A 23,415-nucleotide genomic window follows, 5' to 3' on the forward strand; every position below is an offset into this window, starting at 1 on the left:
GTTTTCCCGGTCGCGCCCCTGGGGGTCGACATGGACTTCAGCGCCGCTATCGTCGACCTGGACGGAACCGTCTACCGCGGCGGGGACGCCGTCCCGGGTGCGCCGGAGGCCGTCGCCGCCCTCCGCGATGCCGGGCTCGACCTCCTCTTTCTCTCGAACAATCCGACGAAGACGCCCGCGGCCTACGTCGAGCGCCTGGCCGGCATGGACATCGCGGCCGACGAGTCGGAGGTCCTCTCGGCGGGTGCCGTCACCACGGCCTACCTGCAGGACGAGCACGGCGACGACGCCGTCTTTCCCATCGCGTCGCCGGGCCTGCGCGAGCAACTCGACGACGGCGGGCTCTCGCTCGTCGACGACCCCACGGGCGCGGAAGTGGTCGTCGCCTCCTGGAAGCGCGACTTCGATTACGACGACATGCGTGACGCGCTCGTGGCACTCGACGACGACACCGCCTTCATCGGCTCGGACCCGGACCGAACGATCCCGACCGGCGACGGAATGGCGGTCCCGGGGTCGGGAGCGATCATCGGTTCCGTCGGCGTCGTGACCGACCGCGACCCCGATATCGTCCTCGGGAAGCCTGCCGCCCGAACCACTGAGATGGCCCTCGACCGCCTCGGCGCCCCCGCCGAGGCGTGTCTGCTCGTCGGCGACAACCTCGACACCGACATCGCCATGGGCGAGCGCGCGGGCATGGAGACCGTGCTGGTCCTCTCCGGCGCGAGCACGCGTGCCGACATCGCGGCCGCCGACGCGACCCCCGACCACGTACTCGACTCCCTCTCGGCGGTCCCCGATGCCCTGCTGTGACGGAGTGGCGGCGATCAGCGGCCCCGCGGCCCCCGACGCGGCGTAGCTTTATGCTACGGTAGCACCTACCGTACGGGTGCGTTCCAGAGGGACGCGTGATTTCCAATGAGCGGCAAGCGAATCCTGATGATCGTCGGCGATTTCGGGGAGGACTACGAGATGATGGTACCGTTCCAGGCACTGGAGATGGTGGGCCACGACGTCGACACCGTGTGTCCGGACAAGGAGGCCGGCGAGACCGTCAAGACTGCCATCCACGACTTCCGTGGCGACCAGACGTACATGGAGGCCCGGGGCCACAACTTCGAGCTGAACGCGACGATGAGCGAGGTCGACCCGGCCGAGTACGACGCGCTGGTCGTTCCGGGCGGTCGCGCGCCGGAGTACCTGCGGACCCACGACGAGGTCATCGACGCCGTCCAGCACTTCTTCGAGGCGGAGAAGCCGGTCGCGTCGCTGTGTCACGGCCCGCAAATCCTCGCCGCCGCGGACGTTCTCGACGGCTACGAGATGACGGCCTACCCGGCAGTCCAGGCCGAAGTCGAGGCCGCAGGCTGTTCCTGGGTGGACGAGGTGACCCGCGACCGGAACCTCGTGACCGGGCAGGCCTGGCCCGACCACCAGGAGTGGCTCGCCGAGTTCCTCGACCTGCTCGGCACCGAGATCGAACACGGGGAGACGGTCGCCGCGGCCGACGACTGACGGCGCCTTCACACCACCGGCTCGTTACGGGTGCCGAAACACCACTGACCGTTTTATTTCGGAGAACACTGCCCCGAACATGGAGTTCGCCGCGTACGGCGAGGGGGAGGACCTCCTTCTCCTGCTGGGATGGGGGAATCGACTCGATGGGGACAACGTCCGCTGGTTCGTCGACCGGCTCGTCGACGCCGGCTACCGCGTCCACGCCGCGCAGCTGCCGACGAACGGGACCGACTTCGAGGCCGACTACCTCGACCCGGTGCAGGAGTACCGCAACGGGAACGCGCTCCAGCTCGCGCCGGTCGTCGGCCACAGCACCGGCGGCCTCGTCGGCCCGTACCTGCAGCCGGACGGCGCCGTCTACTGTAGCCCGTGGTGGGAGTTCTACGGACTGAAACTCCGCGGGATGGGCTTCGATCTCGTCCGAAAACTGTCGACCGACCGGCCGCTCGTGCCCATCGACTTCGAGCGGTCGGAACTCGGCGCCCTGGTCTCGGATTCGGAGTGGGCAAGTCTGCCGAAACGGGTCAGCCCCGGCTTCGTCGCCGCGATCCACGATGCGCAGGAACGGATGCCCGACCCCGGCGACGACGCGCGGGTCTTCTGCTCGCTCCGCGACACCGTCGTCGGGCTCGACGGGATCGGCGCGGCCGTCGACCCCGAGCAGGTGACGCTGTACGACGGCGGCCACGAACTCTTCGCCTCGGCCGACCGGGACGCGATCACCGACGATCTCCTCGACGCGCTCGACGCCGTGGCGTAGGGCGAGCGGCGGTTCCGGGCCACCGGCCCCGGTCGGGCCTCTCAGAGGATTCGCTTCCCGAGCGCGCTCGCGGCGAGTTCGACGGCCAGCTCGGCCGTCCGGTTGTGCTGATCGAGGATGGGGTTCACTTCGACGAGGTCGAAGCCCCGGAGCATCCCCGCGTCGGTGAGACGTGCGGCGACGCGCTCCATCGCGGCGTGAGCTTCGCGGTAGGAGACGCCGCCCCGGACCGGTGTCCCCACGCCCGGCGCCTCGGTCGGGTCGAGCCAGTCCAGGTCGAGGCTGACGTGGACGCCGTCCGTCCCGTCGGTAACGGTGTCGAGTGCTTCGGCGACGACCGTCGTCACGCCGCGGGCGTCGACGTCGGACATCGTGTACGCAGTCACGTCGCTCTCCCGGAGCCCCTCGCGCTCGCCGTCGTCGATTTCACGCAGACCGATGATAGCGACGTTCTCCTCGGGGACGGTCGGTGCCGGCGCCCAGTCCGTGTCGGCGAACTCTCCGACGCCGAGGAGCGCGGCGAGGCTCATGCCGTGGACGTTTCCACTCGGTGTCGTCGTCGGCGTGTTGTAGTCGCCGTGGGCGTCGAACCAGAGCAGCCCCGTCCGGTGGTCGCGGGCGACGCCGCCGACCGAGCCGATTGCCACCGAGTGGTCGCCGCCGAGGACGAGCGGGAACTCGCCGTCCGCCACGACCCCGGCGACGCGGTCGGCCAGCCGCCGGCTGACGGTCTCGGTCTCCGCGAGGAACTTCGCGTCTCCGGTGGCCGGGCCGCCCGCGTCGGGGTCCCGCGCCTCGGGGCGCGGCACTGTGACGTCGCCGGCATCGAGACAGGACGCGCCGATGTCCGCCAGCGTCTCGGCGAGGCCGGCGTATCGGATCGCGGAGGGACCCATATCGACACCGCGGCGGTCGGCGCCGAGGTCCATCGGGACGCCGAGGACGCGAACCGGTCTGTCCATGCGACGACCGACGCGTGCCGTGACAAAAAGCGCCCGGGCGGTGACCTACTGGTACTGCGCGCAGACCCGGCGGAGGCCCTCCTCGAAGTCGATTTCGGGCTCCCAGCCGGCGGCCTCGCCGATCTTCGAGGCGTCGGCGCAGGTGTCGTGGACGTACACGTCCTCTGGGATGGGGTTCTCGACGTACTCCGGGTCCACGTCGGTCCCGAGTTCGTCGTTCAGCATCTCGACGACGGTGTTGAAGGAGTAGGCCTCGCCGGTGCCGAGGTTGTAGATACCGGTGAGTTCGTGCTCGGCGGCGAGTTCGATGCCACGGACGATGTCCGAGACGTGAGTGAAGTCCCGCGTCTGCTCGCCGTCGCCGTACAGCACGGGTGACTCGCCGTTGGCGATGTCGTCGGCGAACTGCGCGATGACGTTGGCGTACTCGCCCTTGTGCTCCTCGGCGCCGCCGTAGCCCTGATAGACGGAGAAGAAGCGGAGACCGGCCATGTTCATGTCGTGGTAGTTGGCGAAGTACTCGCCGTAGCGCTCGCGGCCCAGTTTGGAGGCCTCGTACCCGGTGTTGACCGCCACGGGCATGTCCTCGGGCGAGGGCTCCGTGCGGCTGCCGTAGATGGACGAGGTGGAGGCGTAGACAACGGTGTCACAGCCGTCCTCGCGGGCCTGTTCGACGGTGTTGACGAACCCCTCGATGTTGACGCGTGCGCCCTTCTGTGGGTTCTCCTCGTGCATGTTCAGCGAGGACAGCGCCGCGAGGTGGAAAACGACGTCCACGTCGGTCGGGAGGTCGTCCTCGACGACGCTTCGCTCGACGAACTCGACGCCGTCGTCGAGGTTCTCGGGCGTGCCGAGGTAGCCGTCGTCCAGTGCGATCACGTCGTTCGATTCGGCGAGGTGATTGGCGAGGTTCGACCCGATGAACCCCGCACCGCCCGTCACCAGCACGCGTTTGTTCTGCATATCTATCCTCCCTGATGCGACCGGTTTATGTATGTCGCTTTATCGTCAGCGGAACAACCGGTTGACGGGTCGGCGGCCCCGCGTATCAACTGTCCGAGAGGCGACTGTCCCGCGGAGCGCGGCTGGCGAGAACGCGACGCTACGACCCGTTCGGTGTCGATTCCGTGGAGTTACCGGAACGGTGATACCCTCCGTCGGGTTTAAGGACGGCAACAACGAAACGTCCGTCATGTCATCAATCGAACTCACACCGAGCCAGAAGAACATCCTGCAGGAACTGGTGAACCTCTACCGGAAAACCGAGACGGCAGTCAAAGGTGAGGACATCGCGGAGCAGGTCGACCGCAACCCCGGAACGATTCGCAACCAGATGCAGAGCCTCAAGGCCCTCCAGCTGGTCGAGGGTGTACCGGGGCCGAAAGGTGGCTACAAGCCGACAGCGAACGCCTACGACGCGCTGCAGGTCGAGGAGATGGACGACGCGGCCGACGTGCCACTCCAGCACGACGGCGAAGGTGTCGAGGACGCGAACGTCGAGGAGATCGACCTCACGAGCGTCCACCACCCCGAGGAGTGCCGCGCGGAAATCAAACTCCAGGGCTCCATCTCCCAGTTCCACGAGGGCGATACGGTCACCGTCGGGCCGACGCCGCTCTCGAAACTCCGCATCATCGGCACTGTCGAGGGGCAGGACGATACGAACAATATCATCATTCTGACTATCGACGACATGCGAGCGCCCGTCGGCGACGTCCAGAAATAAGCCGTCACTCGTCTTCTCCGCTGTTCACCCGGTCTCGGTAGCGGTAAGAACCACCTGCAAGTGGGAGGGTCCAGGCCCTGTGTCAACGGTCGACACCTCGTGGTGAATTCAAAGCCTTTGTATCAGGTGACTCCCGAGTCGTCGGTATGACGGAAAACGTCGTCGTGCTCGGCTCGGGATACGCCGGCGCGGGCGCGGTTCAGAGTCTCGAATCGGCAGTCGGCAACCAGGCCGATATTACCTGGGTCTCCGACGTCGACTACCACCTCGTTCTCCACGAGACCCACCGGTGTATTCGGGACCCCGCGGTCGAAAACAAAGTCAAGATCCCCATCGAGGAGATCAAGGCCCCCTCGACGCGGTTCGTCCAGGCCCGCGTCGAAGACGTCGACACCGAGGACCGCGAGATCGCCCTCGACGACGGCTCGACGGTCGATTACGACTACCTGCTCGTCGCTATCGGCTCCCAGACGGCCTTCTTCGGCATCGAGGGCCTGGAGGAGAACGCACACACGATGAAGAGCCTTGACGACGCGCTGGATATTCACGAAGACGTCAAGACGGCCGCTCGCGAGGCCTCCCAGTCCGACCCCGCCCAGGTCGTGGTCGGCGGAGCCGGCCTGTCGGGCATCCAGACCGCCGGCGAGATCGCGGAGTTCCGCGACAAGCACCGCGCGCCAATCGACATCCACCTCGTCGAGGGGCTGGACAACGTCTTTCCGAACAACGACCCCGAGGTACAGGGCGCGATCCGGAAGCGCCTCGAAAAGCTCGACGTGAACATCATGACGGGCGAGTTCATCGGCGAGGTGGACGAGGACACCGTCTACATCGGTGACGACGAGGCACTCGACTACGACGTGCTGATCTGGACCGGCGGAATAACGGGGCGGGACTGCGTTCAGGACGTCGACCTGGAGAAAGACGAGCGCAGTCATCGGATCAACTCGGGGATGAACTTCCAGACCGAGGACGAGCGGGTCTTCGCCATCGGGGACTGTGCGCTCGTCGACCAGCCGGGAGACAACCCCGCGCCGCCGACCGCCGAGGCCGCCTGGGAAGCCGCCGACCACGTCGGCAAGAACATGGCCCGACAGATACGCGGCCAACCCCTCAAGGACTGGCGGTTCAAATCGAAGGGGACCGCCATCTCCGTGGGCGAGGACGCCGTCGCACACGACGTGATGTACTTCCCGATCACTACCTTCGGCGGCGTCATGGCCCGGACCCTCAAGAAGGCCATCGCCGCGCGCTGGATCGCCTCGATCACCGGCATCGGCCGCGCCGCGAAGGCGTGGCCCGATATGTGACTGCTCCCGCGACTGACGACGTGGACTTTCTTCTCGAATCTCGGTAACGCCGGCGGCTCACGACAGTGCGAGTTCGCGCCCCCGTCGAATCGACCGACACTCGTTAACCTCTGCCATCCGTAGTGTCGTCGATGGCCCGTCTCTGGGCACCGCTCGTGCTCTCGCTCGCCCTGGTCGTCGCCGGCTGTAGCGGCTTCGCCGGCGGGCCCGCCGAGGACCGGACGACGGTCGCACCGGGTGCCGTGCCGACGACGACCGACCGGGCGGACGGGCGGTACGTCGCCCCCGGCGTCACCGCCGAGGGACTGGTCGACCCCGGCGCCCTCCAGCGCGCGCACACCACACAGCTCGCGAACGCGTCACACACCTTCCGCGAGCGGGTGACGCGACGGGACGCGAACGGGACGATCCTGAGCCAGTACACGACGGTCGTCCGGCGGAACGGGTCGGCGGTCCGGTACCGGTACGTACGGCGGGCAACGGCGGCTGCCACGTCCCTCCGTATCGACAGCTGGGCGGACGGACAGCGGGTGTACACGGCCAGGACCGAAGGCAATGCGACGACCTACAGCGTCGAAGACACCGTCGCGACCGCCCGACGGGTCCCGCTCGGCCCGAGCGACTACGGCGCCTCGCTTGGCCGGGTGTTCGGCCTGCTCTCCGTCGACGTGGCGGGGACGGACCGCGAGAACGGCTCGGTGCGCTATCGGCTCACCACGACCCGCGTTCGTGACGTGCCACCCCTGGAGAACGTGCGCTTCGAGGGGACCGTCACGCCCGAGGGCGTCCTCGCGGAGTATCGTATCAGCTACCGCGTTCGACGAAACGGGGAGCCGGTGGACGTGACCGTCCGGGTGACCGTCGACGACATCGGGACGACCGCCGTCGAGCGCCCGCCCTGGTACGAACGAGCCGTCTCCGAAACCGAGTGAGTCCGTTCCGCCCGCCGAGCGACTGCCGCGTTCAGGCGCCCGCGATAGTGATGAAACCGGTGGCGTCGACCGTCACCCGGTACCCGCTGTAGGAGAACGTGGCCGTCACCGGACTGTCCGTGGCGCTGCGCTCGAAGAGCGCTTCGAGCGCGTCCGGATCGATACTTTCGTAGAGGCTGTCGAGGTGTGCCCCGTCCTGCAACGGACTCGTGTTTCGATCCGACACGTCCGCGACCGCAGCGACGATGGCCTCGGTGTACGACTCCGCAGGCCCCACCTGATACGTCGTCACGCTGGATTGCTCTGGCATGCTCCCGGAACGCTTTGACATCGTACGAACTCCGCTCCCGGGACGGGAAGCCGTCCGTATTGACCAGCACAACGGTTTAAATAGTATCGTTCGCGGCGAGGGTGTGCCGAAGGAGGTTCGAGTGCGCGCGCCGGAGCCGAGTCGACAGGGCCTGCGTCGAGATACCGAGGTCGTCCGCCACGGCTTCGAGCCTCGTTCGTCGCGGGACCTCGAAGTAGCCCCTCTCCAGCGCGGCCAGGAGCGCCTCCTGCTGTGGTTCGGTGAGGCCGAACCGGTCGCCACCGGTGGTCGCGCCGGCGTCCTCGGTGAACAGGCGGTCGAGACTGAACTCGATGTCACGTTCCCGGCAGGCCTCCTGGTACGCGAACAGCGCCTCGCGTGAGGGGAACCGGGCCCGGACGTGTGCCGTATCGCTCCGGGCCGTCATGTGCAAAACGAGCCCGTCCTGGTCGGCGACGAGGTGGTACGTGGACTTTCCCTGCCCGTTGGACGAGAGGGTGGCCCTGTACAGGCGGCCGCCCGTCACGGACGAGAGTCGGCGGAACGCCGTCACCGTCGGGTCCTCGGCGAGCGCCTCCTCGAACGCGTCGAGATCGCCGCCGCCGGCCTCGAAGTGGACCTTCGCCGGACTCTCGGGGAGCCACTGAACGCCGTCGACGGTCACGGTCACGTCCGGTACTGCCTCCAGCGTGTCCCGGATGACCCTGGCCTCTTTCTCGAACTCGGCGATGACGCTCACGAGTCGCGCTTCGAAGTGCAGTGAAATGACCGTTCCGGGACGCCGCCGCGGACCCGGTCGGCGCGCGCGCTACTCGACGGGGTCGTCGATGCTGAGTCCGGCGTGCCAGGCGTCCGCGTCCGCTGCCGCGACGCGGTCGTCCATCCGCGCGAGCAGGTGCGTCGCGAGGCTCGCCGTCTTCGCGGCCTTCCGTTCCCCTTCGGTTCGAAACTCCCCGGTCTCGCGGTTGGCGTAGACCGTACACACTGCGCCGGCCCGCAGGCCGTAGAGGTTCGCCAGCGTCAGGATCGCGCTGGCCTCCATCTCGACGTTGCAGACGTTCGCCTCCCGGAGGCGGTCGACGAGGTCGGCGGCGCCGGCGGCCTCGAACCCCTCGAACCCCGGGCGGCCCTGCCCGGCGTAGAACGAATCCGTCGAGCAGGTGAGGCCGACGTGGTACTCGTAGTCCAGGCGCTCGGCGGCGGCGACGAGCGCGGCGACGACCGCGTGGTCCGCGACCGCCGGGTAGTCCTCGCGGACGTACTCGTCGCTGGTCCCCTCCTGGCGGACGGCCCCACGCGTGATGACGAGGTCGCCGACGCTCGCCGCCTCGCGGAGCGCGCCACAGGAGCCGACCCTGATGAACGTGTCCGCACCCACTCGGGCCAGTTCCTCGACGGCGATGGCCGCCGACGGACTCCCGATGCCGGTCGAGGTGACCGAGATCGGCGTCCCCTCGTAGGTGCCCGTCGCCGTCCGGTACTCCCGGTGGTCCCCGACGACGGTCGCGTCGTCCCAGGTCGCCGTCACCTTCGCCACGCGCTCGGGGTTCCCCGGGAGCAGGACCGTCTCGGCCACGTCCTCCGGGCCGACTTCGAGGTGGTACCCCTCGTCCTCGTTCGGGTCTTCGCTGGCGGGCGTGTCCGCGCTCCCGTCCCGCTGGTCGTCCCCGCTCATCGGTCCAGCGTCTCCCGCGAGATGGCGTCGGGGAGCAGTTCGCCGAGCGTGTACCTCGCCGTCCCGTCACCCTCGTCGCAGACGACCGGGAACTCGGGGCCACAGAACTCCGTGAGCGTCTGCCGGCACATCCCGCAGGGCAGGACGCCGTCGCGCTCACTGCTCGTCACCGCCAGGTGGTCGAACGCCTGGTGGCCGTCGGACACGGCGCCGGCGACCGCGACCTCCTCCGCGTGGAGGCTGTTGCTGTAGTTCGCGTTCTCGATGTTACAGCCCGTGTACACGGACCCGTCGGCGACCCGGATCGCGGCGCCGACCCGGTACTCCGAGTAGGGGACGTGAGCGTTCGTGAGGGCGTCGCGGGCCCGCTCTATCAGGTCGTCCATGGGCGTGACGGAGGCAGGCCCGCGACTAATACCCTCCGGCGCGAGCGGTCCCGTCGGGCCACCGCGATTTCCCGTCTCGAACTGCCGCGAACTTATTTGTCTTGCCAGGAACTGTTCCCGCTATGCGCGCCGACCGCGAACTCCGACTCGTGATCGCGAGTTACGGCGCCCTGTTGCTCGGTCCCCTCCCCACCCTGCTCGTGTCACGGGACCCGCCCGTGCCCGGCCTCGCGTGGCTCGTTCTCGCCGTCGGTCTCGTCGGCGGTGGGACGCTCGGATACGCCCTCGTCGACTGGTTCGACCTCCGTTCGCACCTCTCGAACGTGCTCGGCGGGTCCATCGCGGCCGTCCTTCCGCTCGGCTATCTCGTCTGGCTGTTCGCCCTGGCCGCGAACAACCCCGGCATGACCCCCGGGAACCTCCTCGTCAGGACGACGACCGTCGGCATCTTCGCTTTCCTGCCGGCGATGGTGGCGATCCACCTCGCGCTCGACGCCTCGAGGGCGTCCGAGTCCGAGACGCTCGCGGCGTTCACTGCCCGCCCCCCGCCGCGAACGCGTCGACTGCGCCTCGCCTCGCTCGGTCTCGGCCTCGGGATAATCGTCGGCCTCGGCCTGTCGCTGTTCCTGAACGGCCGGACCTCCCCCCTCGTGCTCGCCGTCCTGGGTCTCGCCGTCGTCTCGATCATCTGGGTCGTCTTCCAGACCGCCGAGCGGACGGTTCGCATCAGGGAGGACGGCATCGAAGTCGACGGGACGCTCACCCGCTGGGACGACGTCGAGCGGTTCGAGGTGGCCGAGGACTCGCTCGTCGTCCGACTCCGATCCGCCTGGACCGAGGACGTTCGGTTCGACCGCTCGGACATCGGCGCCTTCGATGACGTCCGTGCGACGCTGGCCGAACTGACCGAGGAAGGCGCCTGACCCCCGCGGGAACCCGGTTACTCGATGGCCGTTTCGACGACCTCGCGCACTTCGTCGGTCAGCGCCTCGACGCGCTCGCTCTCCGCGTAGACCCGGAGGTACGGCTCCGTGCCGCTCGGCCGGACGAGACACCACGACCCGTCCGGGAACGTCAGCCGGACGCCGTACTCCGTCGCGACCGCTGCCTCGGGGAAGGCCTCGGGGAGTGTCGCTTCGAGGCGCTCCATCGCCGCGTCCTTCCGGTCGTCCGGACACGCGACGCTCTCTTTCCGATAGGGGCGCTCGGCCACCGGTTCCCGGAGGGAGTCCAGTCCCTCGGCCGCGACCACCCGCGTCAGGACCGCAGCGCTCGCGACGCCGTCGATCCACCCGCCGAGGTCGGGGTGGATGTGCTTCCACGGCTCGGCCGCGAACGCGACCCGCGTCCGCTCGTCGCCCGCCGCGCGGACGCGAGCGATCCCTTCGTGCAGGGCCCCCAGTCGCACGCGCTCGACGCGGCCGCCGGCGGCGTCCACCCGCTCGTCGATGCGCGCGGAGGCGTTCGGCGTCGTCACGACGACCGGGTCGGCCGCGTCGGTCGCCCGGACGAACCGCTCGGCCAGGACCGCGACGACGGTGTCCTCGTGGACGACCTCGCCGTCCCCGTCGACGATGACGATGCGGTCGGCGTCGCCGTCGTGACCGATGCCGAACGTGGCGTCCCCGTCCGCGACGAAGGCCCGGAGGTCACGCAGGCTCTCCGGCGTCGGTTTGCTCTCCCGGCCAGGGAAGTGGCCGTCGACGTTCGCGTTGAGCGCGACGACGGACGCGCCGAGGTCGGCGAGTACCTGCGGCGTCGCCAGGCTCGCCATCCCGTTCCCGCAGTCGACGGCGACGCGGAGGTGGTCCGGCCCCGTGCCGAAGCCCTCGGCGTAATCGCCGACCGCCTCGCGGTATGCTGGGAGGACGTCCGTCGTCGTGGTGGTGCCCCACCCGTCCCACGCGACGGGGTCGGTCCCCTCGGTGACGCGGTCGGTGATGCGCCGTTCGGCGTCGCTGTCGTACTCCACGCCGTCGACGAAACACTTGAGACCGTTGTCGGCGGGCGGGTTGTGGCTCGCGGTGACCATCACGCCGCGGCGGCCGCGGGAAGCGTAGGCCAGCGCCGGCGTCGGGACCTGCCCGACTCGTCGGACGGTCGCGCCGCCGCTCTCCAGGCCGGCCTCGAGCGCCGAGACAAGCGTCGTGCCGGTCTCGCGGCCGTCGCGACCGACGACGAACTCCGCGCCGTCGGCGGCGACTGCCCTGCCCACCGCGAGCGCGCGCTCCGGCGTCACGTCCGTCCGAACCGGTCCGCGGATGCCCGCGGTCCCGAACAGTTCCATACGCTCCCCAGTCACGGCGTGAACTTAGAACGTACCCTTCGGACGCGGGGAGCGGGGGCTGGCGGCCCTAGAGTTCGACGCCGCTGGGGATGAGCGAGTGCTGGCGGAGGAGACTGCCCTCGTCGTCGTAGACGAGCAGCATCCGCTTCTCGGTGGTGAACACTGACTCGTCGCCGTGGGTGATGCGGACCTCGTAACAGCCGTCGGCGTCGGCGGTGCTGAACTCGCGGGCGGCGTCGACGAGGTCGAAGATCCGCTCGGCGTCGGCGTTACATTCGAGGACGAACTCGCCCGTCAGTCGGTCGGTGACTGCGAGGACGCCGGACGCGTCGTCGGCGCCGACGGGCGTCCGGAACCGGTAGGTGACGTCCACGTCGTCGGACGCCAGTGTGAGGCGCTCTTCGAGCGTGTCGGCCGGTCCGTCGAAATCGACGTGGACCGTCGGCTGATCCTCGGCGCTGGTCGCCAGGTCGTCCAGGTGGAGCGTGAAGTAATCGCGCCTCATTCGCTACCGGAACGTACGGTTTCGGGGGCAATGAACGTAACGCCCACGTCAACGACCCGATACCTCTGGCCGCGACCGGACCGACGATTCCGCCCTCCCACCGATGGGTTTTACCAGCGTCGGTCACGGATGGCCGAGCATGGTCTGGGTCAAGTCGGAGTACGCGGACGAACTCGCCGTGCTCGTCACCTGGCTGTCGATGGTGGTGCCGTGGTCGGTCACCTACCACTCCGACGGGCCGCTCAGCAGTCACCTCGCCTTCGTCCGGATTTCCGTGTTCGAACTGCAGCTTCGCTTCCCCTCCGATATCACGATCCAGTACCCCGACCGGACCGAGCAACTCGAAGTGATGGAGGCCCTCGATACTGTCTACAGCGGCACCAGACTGTTCGAGAACTTCTACGGCACGTCCCCGCCCACCGCCGCGCTCTGGTACGACGGGGCGGCCTTCGAGGGCGCACGCGCGCTCACCCTCGCCAACGCCTTCTGGACGCTCGCCGCCCTCCTGTTGCTCGCCGCGTTCGCACTCAGCATCGCCATGTACACTCGGGAGGAGGCGACGCGGGCGCGGCTCCCGTTCTCGTACCCGCGCGTCACCGGCTACCTCCTCATCGCCGCCACGGTTCCGCTGGCCGTCTCGACCGCCTGGTTCTACATCGCCCGGGATGCCGTCGGCATCCCCGTCCCGGTCGGGCTGGTGGTCATCCTCGTCCTCGCGGTCCTGCTGGTCCGCGCCGAGACGGTCGAGGACGCCCCCGACGAGGCCACGGACCCGGCGTGAGGGGGCGTGACCCACACGGGGCCGGAAACGAGTAGCGGGTTTAAGTACGTGGGTCCGCTACCCGGAGTAAGAGCGGCGTACCCCGGTTAGGACCCGTCTACGTAGCGATGTCACGACAGGATACGACCCCCGGCGACGACGCGAGCAATCCACTCCGTGACGTTCGGCAGTGGCTGTCCCGGACCGCGGAGTTGCTTCGCGGGTCGACCATCCCGGTCCAGAACTACGACCCGGACAAACACGGGCGGCTCATCTCCTTCTCGGGCCTGCCCGGTCACGAGGAGATCGACCGCTACTGGCTCAACGTCCCGTTCTCGTTCGTCTCGATCAACTTCGACCCGGAGAACGACAAGCACATCTATCACATCGTCGAACCTCAGCTCGACGAACTCGAAACCGAGTTACTCGACCGGCTCACCGCCGACATCCGCGAACCCCTGCTCTACCGCGACGACGTGGCCGAGGACCCCGAGGCCGCGCTCCGGGACGAACTCAAAACCCGGCTGGAGGAGTACGGTGTCGAGATCGGCATGGAGACCTTCTTCCGCCTCTTTTACTACCTCTACCGGCGCTTCCACGGCTACGGGCAGATCGACCCGATCATGCACGACCCCCACGTCGAGGACATCTCCTGTGACGGGCCGAACCTCCCACTCTTCGTCTACCACGACGACTACACCGACGTCGAGACGAACGTCGTCTACGACGCACAGGACCTCTCGAACTTCGTCATTCAGCTCGCACAGCGGGCCGGTCGCCACGTCTCCGTCTCCCAGCCAGTCGTCTCCGCGACGCTCCCGGACGGCTCGCGTATCGAACTCGCGCTCGGCGAGGAGGTCACGCCACGCGGCTCCGCGTTCACCATCCGGAAGTACGCCGACGAGCCGTTCACCCCAATCGACCTGCTCGAGTACGGGACCTTCGACCTCGATATGCTCGCGTACCTCTGGCTCGCCATCGAGAACAACCGCTCGCTCATCTTCGCCGGCGGGACCGCTGCGGGGAAGACCACCTCGATGAACGCCGTCTCGATGTTCATCCCCCCGCGCTCGAAGGTGTTGACCATCGAGGACACCCGCGAGCTGTCGCTGTATCACGACAACTGGCTCTCCTCGGTCACGCGGGAACGGCTCGACGACGACGACATCACGATGTACGACCTCCTGCGGTCGGCGCTCCGGCACCGGCCGGAGTACATCATCGTCGGCGAGGTCCGTGGCGAGGAGGCGATCACGCTCTTCCAGGCGATGAACACGGGGCACACGACCTTCTCGACGATGCACGCCGACTCCGTCCAGACGGTCATCAATCGGCTGGAGAACGAACCGATCAACGTCCCGCGGCCGATGGTCCAGAGCCTCGACATCCTCTGTGTGCAGGTGCTGGCCCGCAGCGAGGGCGAACGCGTCCGCCGGGCGAAGACGCTCGCCGAGATCGAAGGCATCGACCAGCGGACCGGCGAACTGGACTACTCGAACACCTACTCCTGGCAGGCGACAGCGGACGAGTTCCGGGACAGCGGGAGCGAACTCATGGACGAAATCCGCGAGGAGCGGGGCTGGTCGCAGTCGGAACTGCTCACCGAACTCCGGAACCGGCGGCGGTTCCTGAAGTATCTGCAGGAGGAGGGCGTCAACGACTACCGCCGCTTCACCGCCATGGTGAACAAGTACTACGCGGACCAGGAGGAGGTCCTCGAAACCATCGACGACTCCGCGGTCACGATCGAAACCTGACATGGTCTCGCCCATCGTGATCCTGCCGGCACTGGTCGCCGTTCCCGTCGTTGCCCTGCTCGTCGCGGCCGGCGGCAGCGAGTCCGTCAACCGCTCCTTTGCCCGGATCGCCAGGGTGCTCTTCCGGAACCGCCTCGACGAGGGGCGCCGGGAACGAAAACGCCTGCTCCAGTCGGCCTACGTCGCGGAGACCTACCGGACCTACGCCGCGAAGACGTACCTCTACACCGTCCTCCTGTCGGTGGTCGGCGGCATCGCCACCGCGTACGTCCTCGGCGGTATCGTCGTCGCCATCCCGACCATCGGTGACTTCCTCTCGGGGCTGCCGAACACCATCAACGCCGTCATAGGCTATCCCTCCGAGTGGTCCATCTCCCTGTCCAGGACCGAGTGGACCATCCTGCTCGTCGGCGGGGGGTTGGTCGGCGCGCTCCTCTCGGGGGGGCTGGCCTACACGATGCGGTGGCGGCTCCCGGCCAGCAGCGCCGAGGCTCGACGCCGACAGATCAACGAGGGGATGGCCCGGACCGTGGCCTTCCTCTACGCTCAGTCCCGCGGGGGAATGCCCTTCCCCCAGATCATGGCGACGCTGTCGCGCAACCGCGAGGTGTACGGCGCGGCCGCCGACGAGATTTCCGTCGCCGTCCGCGAGATGCAACTGTTCGGGACGGACATGATCACGGCCATCCGGACCACGTCCCAGCGGACTCCCAGCGAGGATTTCAAGACCTTCAGCGAGAACCTCGCGAGCGTCCTCCAGAGCGGGCAGAGCCTCCCGACCTTCCTCAAAGACCAGTACGAGCGATACCAGGAGGAAGCCGAGGAGCGACAGGAGGAGGTGCTGGAACTGCTGGCGACCATCGCGGAAGCGTACGTCACGGTGCTGGTCGCCGGGACGCTGTTCATCATCACCGTGTTGCTCGTCTTCGGACTGACGACGACCGACACCCTCTGGCTGCTCCAGATGCTCGGGTACCTGCTGATTCCGCTGGCGAACTTCGGGTTCATGGTCTTCGTCAGCCAGCGACTCTCACTGCTCGGGATGGGCGGGCGCAGCGAGGCGACGGTCCCGGACGACGGCGACACCGCGGAGCGGTCCAGTCCCACCGCCGACGTGCCCGCCGCCGACGGCGGCCACGTTCCCGCGATGCGGGAGAACTTCGCCCGCCTCGCCCGCTACGACGACATCGCCGACCTCAAACGAATCCTGGGGAGTCCGCTCCGGACGGTCCTTCGGAACCCCGAAGCCCTGCTGTACGTTACCGTCCCGCTCGCCGTGGTGGTGACCGCTCTGCGGTTCCCGGCTGCGTTGACGGGCGTCGGTGTCAACGTCAGAGTCGTCGACGACCTGATCGCCCAGGCGCTGCTTTTCGTCATCGGGACGTACGCCATCGTCCAGTACGTCCACAAGCGCCGGCTGAGTCGTATCGAGGCGGCGACCCCGGAGTTCCTCGAACGCCTCGCGTCGCTCAACGAGGCCGGGATGTCCATCGTCGAGAGCTTCAACCGCGTGCGCGGCAGCGACCTCGGCGCTCTCTCGGAGGAGGTGGAACGAATCTGGGCGGACGTTCGCATCGGTGCCAACGTCGACGACGCGCTCACCCGGTTCGGCCGTCGCGTCCGGACCGTCCCGGTCACCCGCGGGGTGACCCTGCTGACGAACGCCATGCGGGCCAGCGGGAATATCGGTGCTGTCCTGCGGATCGCCGCCAATCAGTCGCGGGCCGACCTGCGGCTCAAACGCCAGCGCCGCCGACAGATGCTCACCTACCTCGTCGTCATCTACGTCGCCTTTCTCGTCTTTCTGGTCATCATCGTGGCCGTCCAGGAGGTGCTCGTGCCGAGCCTGCCCAACAGCGTGCCGACGCCCGACAGCAACGAACTGGGGGTCAACGCCGATACCTTCAGCCGCCTGGGCAGCGTGAACAAGGCCGCGTACACGCTCGTCTTTTTCCACACGGCGCTCATTCAGGCGGTCCTGTCCGGGCTCATCGGCGGCCAGATCGGTGAGGGGACGATCCGCGATGGCGCGAAACACGCCGCCGTCCTGCTCGGGGTCGCCTACGTCGCGTTCGTCGTCCTCTCCTCGCCGGTCGCCTCGATGTCGTTCCAGGAGCAACTGATGTTCGACCAGGAGGTCGAAGTCCAGTCCGCCTCGCTGTCCTCGGGCGGGTACGTCGTTCTCCACCTCTACGACGAGAACGGCCCCGTCGTCGGCACTTCCGAGTACCTCCCTGCCGGCACCTCGAAGGGCGTGATGATACAACTCGACAGGGACATACCGAGCGACGCGACCGTCGTCGCCGTCCCGCACATGGACACCGACGACGACCAGCAGTTCGAGTACGATGGCGGCGAACTCGACAGGCCGTATCCGCCGGGGGCCGAGGCGAACCGGGCGGAAGCGACGGTCACCTGACTCCCGAAACCCACTTCCTCGCCCGCTCGGAAGCGGTGGCATGGACGACCGGCCGGACCGCGCCAGCGTCCGCGACACCTACGAGGAGATCGCGTCCCACTTCGCCAAGACGCGCGCCTACCCGTGGCCGGAGGTCGATCGATTCCTCGAATCCGCGCCCGGGGGTGCCGTCGGCCTCGATCTCGGCTGTGGGAACGGCCGCCACGTCGCGCCCCTCGCCGCGCGCGTCGACCGCGTCCTCGCCGTCGACGCCAGCCGCGGCCTCCTCGACGAGGCCCGCGACCGCGTCGCCGGGGACGGCGTGGCTGACCGGACCACCCTCCTCTCCGGCGACGCCGCCTGCCTCCCGCTCCAGGCCGACGCTATCGACCTCGCCGCCTACGTAGCCACCCTCCATCACCTGCCCGAGCGCTCGCTCAGGGGCGCCAGCCTCGACGAACTCGCGCGCGTTCTGATGCCCGGGGGACGGGCCCTGGTGAGCGCCTGGAGCACGGCCCACGACCGCTTCGACGACTCGGAGGGGTTCGACACGACCGTCGAGTGGACCCTGCCCGACGGCGAGGTCGTCGACCGATTCTACCACGTGTACGACCCGGCGGAGTTCCGGGCCGATCTCGACCGGTCCGACCTCGTCGTCGACGACTGCTTCGTCTCCAGTGGGAACTGTTACGCCACGGTGTCGGCCCCGGAGTGAAAGGAAACGCCCTTAATGCACGGCGGGTAACTCCGGGATGCGTTCCAACGGCGAAGGAAGTGAGCGCGTCGATGTTGAGACGGACGCAGTCCGTCGATGCTCGGGGCGCGAAGGAAGTGAGCGCGCCGATGGTCTAGTGGTAGGACCTGAGCCTTCCAAGCTCATGGCCCGGGTTCAAATCCCGGTCGGCGCATTCCTGCGGCGAGCAATACGCGAGCGGCGAAATCGCCGGAGTGATTTGAACCCTGGAAGTCGCAGCGGCCGAGCGACGCGAGGCCGACCGTCTTCCTCCGGTTCAAATCCCGGTCGGCGCATTCCTGCGGCGAGCAATTCGTGAGCCGCAGGAATCGCAAAGGGATTTGAAGCACGCAAATCCGAGCGGCAGCGAGGATTTGCCATCGGGTTCAAATCCCGGTCGGCGCATCGGTTTTACGGGCAAACTGCCCCCAGAGACGACACGAAACCGGAATCCGACCCGATGCTTACTGCTCATAGACCGTTGTCGTTTCCAGGTCGGAAGATGACGCTGATGAACGCCCATAGGGTCATCTTTCCGACTCAAATCACTCGGAAGTCGTCATCAATCTCGTCCTCGATGACATCGGACAGTCGCAAAACGGAGATTGACGTCCCGTATCCCTGCTGTTCTACCGCCCGCTGAATCGCCGTAGCCGCCACTTTATCGTCGGTTAGAACGACGAAGCTGCCACCAGTATCGTCCTTCAGATACTGGATGGCGAGTCCAGCAAACACCGTGTCCGCTTTCTCCACTTCGTGTTCGTGCGTGTCGGTCTGGTTGGCGATGTCTCGCCGTGTGAAGTCCATGGCCGTTACTGCGTCACCGTCGGTTGGTTCAGGCGGGGAAACCAGTTCTGCCCAGCCGTCGTCGACTGCCGACTCCACCCGGTTCGTCATCTGCATCGTTCGTAACTCCGCCTTGACTCGCTCGGGAATCTGGAGGACGACGCCTTCACGCTGGACGACTGACCGAAGTGCCTGGTACTTGTCGTGGTCGGGGCCACCGACGGCCACGAAGACGTTCGTGTCGACCAGAACGATATCGGCCGTGCCGAGCGCTTCACCCATCCTCTACAGACTCGTCGCTCACTGGCCGGGAGAGGTCTCCATCGACCGAAATATCGTCACTGATCTCGGGGAACAACCGGTCGAAGTATGGGTCGTGCTCGCTGCCTGCGGACAGCACGGGCTGCAGAGCGTAGACGATGGCCATCCCCTCGGCGGGCGTGACACCGAGTTTCTCGGCAACCATCCGCTGTGTGAGCGAGCCCGCGACGTACTCGCCAGCGAGTCTGAGCGCTTTCACCAGCCGCGTCGTCCCGTACCGATTCCGGACGTACGCCACGTCGTCGTCGATTTCACTCAGCGCGATTGCGTGCAGGACGGTCGGAGTGATCGCGATTTCACTCTCGTCGATAAACGCGAAGGCGGTCGCCGTCAGCTCATGGGGCCGGGTACTTTCGTCTCGATCCACGACACCGAGCGATTCGAGCTGGTCGACATCGTCGTACGCTGTCGCCCGTGCGATGTCCAACTGGTCGATGAGGTCCTGGATCGTCGTCGGTCCGTAGTAGCAGATGTAGACGTATCCCCGAGCGAGGCGTGGCTCCTGAAGCAGCGTCGTTGCAGCGATCAGTCCGTCGAAATCAGCCTCGAATTGATTTTCGTCGGAAACTCCGTTCGGAGTATCCGACGGAGCGGTGAGTATCGGCATTCATCTGTAGTTTGAATTCTATGTATTTTAGATTTGTGTCCAGAATACAGTGGAAGGATGGCACAGATCTACGGGCAAATACGGTGTTCAAATCTGGAGTGGCCCACTTTGTGTCCACTCAAAGTGAGCCACAAATGCAACATTGACGCGTTTTGAGCACTGCCAGGCGGCGGGACGACGAACCGAGTGAGTACACCTGATGTAAATTCAAATCCCGGCCGGCGCATTTTGCTGCGAACGGACGAGCAGTCCGGATTCGACCGAGAGAGACGGGCGACGCGAGTCTCGCCTCATTCACCGGCCGGAACACCGCGCTGCTGTGCCGAATCGGGTTCCTGACTGACCGTCGAATCGGGTGTCTCGGACGGGCCCTCGGTTGAGGGCGTCTCCGGGGTCGGGGCGGCGAGCAGTGGCCGCGAGGAGTTCCCGACCACGAGCAGACTACTGAGCGCCATCGCGACGGCAGCGACCAGCGGGTTGATGTGCCCGAGAATCGCAATCGGGACTGCGATGGCGTTGTAGCAGAACGCCCACCTGAGATTCTGTGAGATGCGGCGGTTCGTCGCCCGGGTCAACGCGAACACGCGGGGGACGGCGCGCAGTTTCTCGCCGGTCAACACGACATCGGCGGCGTCGGCAGCCATCGCCGTCCCGCTGTCGAGCGCGATGCCGAGGTCGGCAGTCGCCAGCGCGGGCGCGTCGTTGCTCCCGTCGCCGACCATCGCGACCGTTCCCTCCGCCCGGAGGCGTTCGACGACTTCGGCTTTCGCCTCCGGTGGCACGCCGGCGAACACGTACTCGATGTCGGGATGGTCACGGAACCGGCCGACTGCGCGCTCGTCGTCGCCCGTAATGACCGCGACCGACCGCCCGGCAGCCGACAGTTCGCTCACGACCGAGGGCCACTCGGGACGGGGCTGGTCGCCGACGACGATCACGTCTCGTGCCCGCCCGTCCCAGCCGATCGCGACCGGCAGGTCGCCTTCGGAGCGGGCGTCGTCGGCGTGCGTCCGGAGCGAGTCCGGCACTGCAAGCCCCTCCGCAGTCAGTAGCTCCGGCTTGCCGACGATGACGCGCTGGTCGTCGACGGTCGCGCTCACGCCCCGTCCGGGGTGGCGCTGGAACTCCGTGACGGTCCATTCGGTCGGTGTGGTGTGGTCGGTGATGGCCGCCGCGACGGGGTGGCTGGCGAACTGCTCGACTGCGGCCGCACGCTCCATCGCCGCTGGCGACGCCGGGTCCGTCACGTGCATCTCGCCGGTGGTCAGCGTCCCGGTCTTGTCCAGTGCCACCACGTCGGTTTTCGCGGCGGCCTCGAAGACGCCGTCCCCACGCACGACGATTCCGTGGTCGAGTCCGTCCCTGACGCCCGAGGCGACCGCCAGTGGCGTCGCCAGCCCGAGCGCACAGGGACAGGAGACCACGAGTACCGCCAACCCCGTTAGCAAACTGGTCGCGAAAGTGACACCCGAGAGGAGTTGCCAGCCCGCCGCACCCACTGCCAGCAGCAAGACGAGCGGGACGAACACGGTCGCCAGCCGATCCGCGAGTCGCTGTGCACCCGGCCGGGCGCTCTGGATCTGCCAGAGCTGAGTCACCAGCCGGTCGAGCGTGCTGTCGACGTCCTCGCCGACCTCGACGGTGAGTGCATCGTCGGTGACGACCGCACCCCCGATCACCTCGTCGCCTGGCGTCTTCCGAACCGGGACCGACTCCCCGGTGACCAGTGACTCGTCGACCGATGCCGTCCCCGCAGCGACGATGCCGTCGACGGGCACGCGTTCCCCGGGCCGGACCACGACCTCGTCACCGGGTTGGAGGGCCGAGACCGTGACGTCCTCCGTGTCAGTCCCGTCCGGAGTCCGACGGTGTGCCTCCGTGACACGCGCTCGTGTCAGGTCTTCCAGTGTTCCGCTGGCTGTTCGCTTGATGCGCTCCTCGTAGCGAGTGCCCAGCGTGACGACGAGGACGATCACGACGGAGATGTCGAAGTACACCTCCGAGCCACCAGTGACGACGACCGCCGTACTGTACACGTAGGCGTTGATCGCTGCCAGAGCCACGAGCAGGTCCATGTTCGGATGTCCGGACCGGAGACTGACGTACGCGCCCCGGAGGATCGGTGCGCCAGTGTACAGTAAAACGATGGAGGTGAACACCCAGAGATTCCCCAGGGAAAGCAACCCGACTGGCCCGGACTGCCAGGCGGCTCCCGTCGGCTGGAACCCGAAGTACCGCGGGTACAGGAAGAGCACGTACCACATCATCACCATCATACCACAGAACCCGCCGACGAGCAGCCGCCAGGGCGGGGACGCCGACCGCTCCGGCGTCGCGTCGTCGAGTGGTCGCGCCTCGTACCCGAGCCCGCTGACCGCCTCGGGGAGAGCCGCCGGGTCGGCCCGCTCCGGATCGTAGACCAGCCTGAGGAGGTCCGCCGCGTAGTTCGCCTCGGCTGCCGTCACACCCTCCTGTGCAGTCGCCCTGCTCTCGAGATAGGCCTCACAGGTCCCGCAGTGCATTCCCTCGACTGCCAGGAACAGTTCCGTCCCGTCAGCGTCGGCGGGCACCGGCTCCGCCTCGCCGTCGAGTCGGTCACGGACTGCCTCCGTGGCCTCGGGCTCACACTCGTCGAGTCGCTTTGCGACCGCGAGACAGCCGCGACAGCAGAACTCGCCCTCGACGGTCTCGTCGGTGAGCGGCGGGTCCGGCGCGGGCAGCTCACAGAGCGTGCAGGTCGTCGCCGTGGCCCCGTCCGCGGTCATTGCTCGACGAGTGGAATCGGCAGACCACGTATCCTGACCCTGCATACTGAGGGTGATATATATCGAGCGACGCGCCAGCGGCTGCAACGACGCAGCCGTCGAGGTCGAACGGGCGGTCGACTGCCGCGGTGACGGTTCGATCGGCCACCGGATCGAGGAGAGGCCCCGGGTTCCGATGGCGAACGAGCGTGGGGTCCGTAACCGGCCGGTCGTCGTCGGTCACTCCGAGACGACGCTCGACAGCAGTTTGCCCTGGGCGGCCGCGAGGTGTTCGCTGAACGTGGTGGTGGCGATATCGAGTTCCGCGGCCACTTCGTTGGCGTTGGCTTCCTTGGGGTGATCGAAGTAGCCCATCTCGTACGCTGTCGAGAGGACCTCGATCTGGCGGTCGGTGAGTCGCCCGCGGTCGACGACGACGTGGTCCTCGTCGTCGAGTCCGGCCGAGTGGGAGAGGTGCCGGAGCCTGACAGCCGAGAACACCTCACGCGCTTCGGTCACGATCGTCCGGACCGTCTCGACGTTCTCGGCGTAGAAGGTGACGAACAGGTCGCCGTTCTCGGCGTGAATGTCGCTGACCGGGCAGTTGTGCTGCTCGACGAACCGGCAGAGACAGGGGCCATCCGGGTCGTAGCTGTATCGGTACCGCGTCCGCGATCCGGTCCGGAAGACCGGCGTCATGTCCTCCGCCGGCGGATCGGCTTCAGCGGGGAGTGTGAACTCCGCAACCTCGCAGTCTTCGGCGGGACTGCTGCGAGCCACCGAGTTGACCAGTGCGTTACACTCCCCGGAGAGGTCCGCGATCGGGCAGCACTCGGGTCCTCTCACGACCATCTCGACCTGAATGCCACCGCCGGTCTCTTCCCCGTCGTCGGCTTCCGAGACTGTCACGCCGTCACTGGACCCGTGAGTGCTCATAC

Annotated in this window: 24 protein-coding genes and 1 tRNA gene; 12 read left to right on the top strand and 13 right to left on the bottom strand. The window is 67.4% G+C overall.

The features are described from left to right. Window positions 1–30 precede the first annotated feature (30 nt). The 3 genes from MUG96_RS09575 to MUG96_RS09585 all read left to right on the top strand — a co-directional run bounded on the left by MUG96_RS09575 (window position 31) and on the right by MUG96_RS09585 (window position 2,278). Window positions 31–813: an HAD-IIA family hydrolase gene (locus MUG96_RS09575; RefSeq protein ID WP_246981955.1), complete on the top strand. Its 783-nt coding sequence runs from the start codon at window positions 31–33 to the stop codon at window positions 811–813. 105 nt (window positions 814–918) lie between these two features. Continuing rightward, window positions 919–1,515, top strand: coding sequence for a DJ-1/PfpI family protein (locus tag MUG96_RS09580; protein WP_246981957.1), 597 nt, complete (start codon window positions 919–921; stop codon window positions 1,513–1,515). A gap of 79 nt (window positions 1,516–1,594) precedes the next feature. After that, entirely contained in the window at window positions 1,595–2,278 is a 684-nt protein-coding gene (locus MUG96_RS09585) for an alpha/beta fold hydrolase (protein WP_246981959.1), read from the top strand. Between the two features lie 41 nt (window positions 2,279–2,319). Here MUG96_RS09585 and rocF read toward each other — a convergent pair whose 3' ends face one another. Beyond that, window positions 2,320–3,240, bottom strand: a complete 921-nt coding sequence (rocF, locus tag MUG96_RS09590) for an arginase (RefSeq protein ID WP_246981961.1) — start codon at window positions 3,238–3,240, stop codon at window positions 2,320–2,322. A 45-nt stretch (window positions 3,241–3,285) separates the two neighbouring features. Continuing rightward, entirely contained in the window at window positions 3,286–4,203 is a 918-nt protein-coding gene (locus MUG96_RS09595) for an NAD-dependent epimerase/dehydratase family protein (RefSeq protein ID WP_246981966.1), read from the bottom strand. 229 nt (window positions 4,204–4,432) lie between these two features. Between MUG96_RS09595 and MUG96_RS09600 the strand changes: the two genes are divergently transcribed. The 3 genes from MUG96_RS09600 (at window position 4,433) to MUG96_RS09610 (ending at window position 7,208) form a co-directional block, all read left to right on the top strand. After that, the gene (locus MUG96_RS09600) at window positions 4,433–4,966 is read left to right on the top strand and encodes an HTH domain-containing protein (RefSeq protein WP_246981973.1); all 534 of its coding nucleotides are present in this window, start codon (window positions 4,433–4,435) and stop codon (window positions 4,964–4,966) included. Between the two features lie 146 nt (window positions 4,967–5,112). Next, window positions 5,113–6,276 (top strand): NAD(P)/FAD-dependent oxidoreductase, encoded by a 1,164-nt coding sequence (locus tag MUG96_RS09605; protein WP_246981975.1) that lies wholly within the window; start codon window positions 5,113–5,115, stop codon window positions 6,274–6,276. Window positions 6,277–6,407: 131 nt separating this feature from the next. Then, a complete protein-coding gene (locus tag MUG96_RS09610) occupies window positions 6,408–7,208 on the top strand; it encodes a hypothetical protein (protein ID WP_246981977.1) in 801 nt (266 codons plus the stop codon). A gap of 31 nt (window positions 7,209–7,239) precedes the next feature. Here the strand turns inward: MUG96_RS09610 and MUG96_RS09615 are convergent, their stop codons facing one another. The 4 genes from MUG96_RS09615 to cdd form a co-directional block, all read right to left on the bottom strand. Then, window positions 7,240–7,539 carry a HalOD1 output domain-containing protein gene (locus MUG96_RS09615; protein ID WP_246981979.1) on the bottom strand — a complete coding sequence of 100 codons (300 nt, stop codon included), beginning with the start codon at window positions 7,537–7,539 and terminating at the stop codon, window positions 7,240–7,242. Window positions 7,540–7,594: 55 nt separating this feature from the next. After that, the gene (locus MUG96_RS09620) at window positions 7,595–8,257 is read right to left on the bottom strand and encodes a helix-turn-helix domain-containing protein (RefSeq protein ID WP_246981981.1); all 663 of its coding nucleotides are present in this window, start codon (window positions 8,255–8,257) and stop codon (window positions 7,595–7,597) included. A 69-nt stretch (window positions 8,258–8,326) separates the two neighbouring features. After that, window positions 8,327–9,193, bottom strand: coding sequence for a nucleoside phosphorylase (locus MUG96_RS09625; protein WP_246981983.1), 867 nt, complete (start codon window positions 9,191–9,193; stop codon window positions 8,327–8,329). Beyond that, window positions 9,190–9,579, bottom strand: coding sequence for a cytidine deaminase (gene cdd / locus MUG96_RS09630; RefSeq protein WP_246981991.1), 390 nt, complete (start codon window positions 9,577–9,579; stop codon window positions 9,190–9,192). Before cdd ends, MUG96_RS09625 begins: the two co-directional genes overlap by 4 nt. Window positions 9,580–9,701: 122 nt before the next feature. Here cdd and MUG96_RS09635 point away from each other — a divergent pair, with 122 nt between their 5' ends. After that, on the top strand, window positions 9,702–10,502 hold the full coding sequence (locus MUG96_RS09635) for a DUF5673 domain-containing protein (RefSeq protein WP_246981993.1): 801 nt from the start codon (window positions 9,702–9,704) through the stop codon (window positions 10,500–10,502). A 17-nt stretch (window positions 10,503–10,519) separates the two neighbouring features. Here MUG96_RS09635 and MUG96_RS09640 read toward each other — a convergent pair whose 3' ends face one another. Together MUG96_RS09640 and MUG96_RS09645 are read right to left on the bottom strand one after the other, a co-directional pair. Then, entirely contained in the window at window positions 10,520–11,866 is a 1,347-nt protein-coding gene (locus MUG96_RS09640; RefSeq protein ID WP_246981995.1) for a phosphohexomutase domain-containing protein, read from the bottom strand. A 67-nt stretch (window positions 11,867–11,933) separates the two neighbouring features. Further along, window positions 11,934–12,371: a DUF5793 family protein gene (locus tag MUG96_RS09645; RefSeq protein WP_246981997.1), complete on the bottom strand. Its 438-nt coding sequence runs from the start codon at window positions 12,369–12,371 to the stop codon at window positions 11,934–11,936. A gap of 139 nt (window positions 12,372–12,510) precedes the next feature. Here MUG96_RS09645 and MUG96_RS09650 point away from each other — a divergent pair, with 139 nt between their 5' ends. The 5 genes from MUG96_RS09650 (at window position 12,511) to MUG96_RS09670 (ending at window position 18,194) form a co-directional block, all read left to right on the top strand. Further along, entirely contained in the window at window positions 12,511–13,152 is a 642-nt protein-coding gene (locus tag MUG96_RS09650) for a DUF7549 family protein (RefSeq protein WP_246981999.1), read from the top strand. 107 nt (window positions 13,153–13,259) lie between these two features. Then, window positions 13,260–14,888, top strand: a complete 1,629-nt coding sequence (locus tag MUG96_RS09655; RefSeq protein WP_246982001.1) for a type II/IV secretion system ATPase subunit — start codon at window positions 13,260–13,262, stop codon at window positions 14,886–14,888. 1 nt (window position 14,889) lies between these two features. Next, the gene (locus tag MUG96_RS09660) at window positions 14,890–17,307 is read left to right on the top strand and encodes a type II secretion system F family protein (protein ID WP_246982003.1); all 2,418 of its coding nucleotides are present in this window, start codon (window positions 14,890–14,892) and stop codon (window positions 17,305–17,307) included. Between the two features lie 40 nt (window positions 17,308–17,347). After that, window positions 17,348–18,001, top strand: coding sequence for a class I SAM-dependent methyltransferase (locus MUG96_RS09665; RefSeq protein WP_246982005.1), 654 nt, complete (start codon window positions 17,348–17,350; stop codon window positions 17,999–18,001). A 122-nt stretch (window positions 18,002–18,123) separates the two neighbouring features. Then, window positions 18,124–18,194 (top strand) — tRNA-Gly (locus tag MUG96_RS09670). A gap of 365 nt (window positions 18,195–18,559) precedes the next feature. On the opposite strand, the gene MUG96_RS09675 is transcribed toward MUG96_RS09670, so the two are convergent. The 5 genes from MUG96_RS09675 to MUG96_RS09695 all read right to left on the bottom strand — a co-directional run bounded on the left by MUG96_RS09675 (window position 18,560) and on the right by MUG96_RS09695 (window position 23,413). After that, entirely contained in the window at window positions 18,560–19,087 is a 528-nt protein-coding gene (locus tag MUG96_RS09675) for a PIN domain-containing protein (RefSeq protein ID WP_246982007.1), read from the bottom strand. Then, a complete protein-coding gene (locus tag MUG96_RS09680) occupies window positions 19,080–19,733 on the bottom strand; it encodes a DUF7437 domain-containing protein (protein WP_246982009.1) in 654 nt (217 codons plus the stop codon). Before MUG96_RS09680 ends, MUG96_RS09675 begins: the two co-directional genes overlap by 8 nt. Before the next feature lie 290 nt (window positions 19,734–20,023). Continuing rightward, on the bottom strand, window positions 20,024–22,498 hold the full coding sequence (locus tag MUG96_RS09685; protein ID WP_246982011.1) for a heavy metal translocating P-type ATPase: 2,475 nt from the start codon (window positions 22,496–22,498) through the stop codon (window positions 20,024–20,026). Continuing rightward, on the bottom strand, window positions 22,455–22,721 hold the full coding sequence (locus MUG96_RS09690; RefSeq protein ID WP_246982013.1) for a hypothetical protein: 267 nt from the start codon (window positions 22,719–22,721) through the stop codon (window positions 22,455–22,457). Before MUG96_RS09690 ends, MUG96_RS09685 begins: the two co-directional genes overlap by 44 nt. Then, window positions 22,718–23,413 carry a helix-turn-helix domain-containing protein gene (locus MUG96_RS09695; protein WP_246982015.1) on the bottom strand — a complete coding sequence of 232 codons (696 nt, stop codon included), beginning with the start codon at window positions 23,411–23,413 and terminating at the stop codon, window positions 22,718–22,720. The genes MUG96_RS09690 and MUG96_RS09695 overlap by 4 nt, the downstream gene beginning before the upstream one ends. Window positions 23,414–23,415 lie beyond the last annotated feature (2 nt).

Source organism: Halorientalis marina (genome assembly GCF_023028345.1).
Taxonomy (GTDB): domain Archaea; phylum Halobacteriota; class Halobacteria; order Halobacteriales; family Haloarculaceae; genus Halorientalis; species Halorientalis marina.

What these genes read in the sequence shown, in the direction of transcription:
- MUG96_RS09685 (WP_246982011.1), bottom strand. Translation starts at nt 22,498, where the DNA reads ATGACCGCGGACGGGGCCACGGCGACGACCTGCACGCTCTGTGAGCTG.
- rocF (WP_246981961.1), bottom strand. Translation starts at nt 3,240, where the DNA reads ATGGACAGACCGGTTCGCGTCCTCGGCGTCCCGATGGACCTCGGCGCC.
- MUG96_RS09605 (WP_246981975.1), top strand. Translation starts at nt 5,113, where the DNA reads ATGACGGAAAACGTCGTCGTGCTCGGCTCGGGATACGCCGGCGCGGGC.
- MUG96_RS09595 (WP_246981966.1), bottom strand. Translation starts at nt 4,203, where the DNA reads ATGCAGAACAAACGCGTGCTGGTGACGGGCGGTGCGGGGTTCATCGGG.
- MUG96_RS09675 (WP_246982007.1), bottom strand. Translation starts at nt 19,087, where the DNA reads ATGGGTGAAGCGCTCGGCACGGCCGATATCGTTCTGGTCGACACGAAC.
- MUG96_RS09625 (WP_246981983.1), bottom strand. Translation starts at nt 9,193, where the DNA reads ATGAGCGGGGACGACCAGCGGGACGGGAGCGCGGACACGCCCGCCAGC.
- MUG96_RS09635 (WP_246981993.1), top strand. Translation starts at nt 9,702, where the DNA reads ATGCGCGCCGACCGCGAACTCCGACTCGTGATCGCGAGTTACGGCGCC.
- MUG96_RS09575 (WP_246981955.1), top strand. Translation starts at nt 31, where the DNA reads ATGGACTTCAGCGCCGCTATCGTCGACCTGGACGGAACCGTCTACCGC.
- MUG96_RS09660 (WP_246982003.1), top strand. Translation starts at nt 14,890, where the DNA reads ATGGTCTCGCCCATCGTGATCCTGCCGGCACTGGTCGCCGTTCCCGTC.
- MUG96_RS09645 (WP_246981997.1), bottom strand. Translation starts at nt 12,371, where the DNA reads ATGAGGCGCGATTACTTCACGCTCCACCTGGACGACCTGGCGACCAGC.
- MUG96_RS09580 (WP_246981957.1), top strand. Translation starts at nt 919, where the DNA reads ATGAGCGGCAAGCGAATCCTGATGATCGTCGGCGATTTCGGGGAGGAC.
- MUG96_RS09600 (WP_246981973.1), top strand. Translation starts at nt 4,433, where the DNA reads ATGTCATCAATCGAACTCACACCGAGCCAGAAGAACATCCTGCAGGAA.
- MUG96_RS09585 (WP_246981959.1), top strand. Translation starts at nt 1,595, where the DNA reads ATGGAGTTCGCCGCGTACGGCGAGGGGGAGGACCTCCTTCTCCTGCTG.
- MUG96_RS09610 (WP_246981977.1), top strand. Translation starts at nt 6,408, where the DNA reads ATGGCCCGTCTCTGGGCACCGCTCGTGCTCTCGCTCGCCCTGGTCGTC.
- cdd (WP_246981991.1), bottom strand. Translation starts at nt 9,579, where the DNA reads ATGGACGACCTGATAGAGCGGGCCCGCGACGCCCTCACGAACGCTCAC.
- MUG96_RS09640 (WP_246981995.1), bottom strand. Translation starts at nt 11,866, where the DNA reads ATGGAACTGTTCGGGACCGCGGGCATCCGCGGACCGGTTCGGACGGAC.
- MUG96_RS09695 (WP_246982015.1), bottom strand. Translation starts at nt 23,413, where the DNA reads ATGAGCACTCACGGGTCCAGTGACGGCGTGACAGTCTCGGAAGCCGAC.
- MUG96_RS09665 (WP_246982005.1), top strand. Translation starts at nt 17,348, where the DNA reads ATGGACGACCGGCCGGACCGCGCCAGCGTCCGCGACACCTACGAGGAG.
- MUG96_RS09655 (WP_246982001.1), top strand. Translation starts at nt 13,260, where the DNA reads ATGTCACGACAGGATACGACCCCCGGCGACGACGCGAGCAATCCACTC.
- MUG96_RS09650 (WP_246981999.1), top strand. Translation starts at nt 12,511, where the DNA reads ATGGTCTGGGTCAAGTCGGAGTACGCGGACGAACTCGCCGTGCTCGTC.
- MUG96_RS09615 (WP_246981979.1), bottom strand. Translation starts at nt 7,539, where the DNA reads ATGTCAAAGCGTTCCGGGAGCATGCCAGAGCAATCCAGCGTGACGACG.
- MUG96_RS09680 (WP_246982009.1), bottom strand. Translation starts at nt 19,733, where the DNA reads ATGCCGATACTCACCGCTCCGTCGGATACTCCGAACGGAGTTTCCGAC.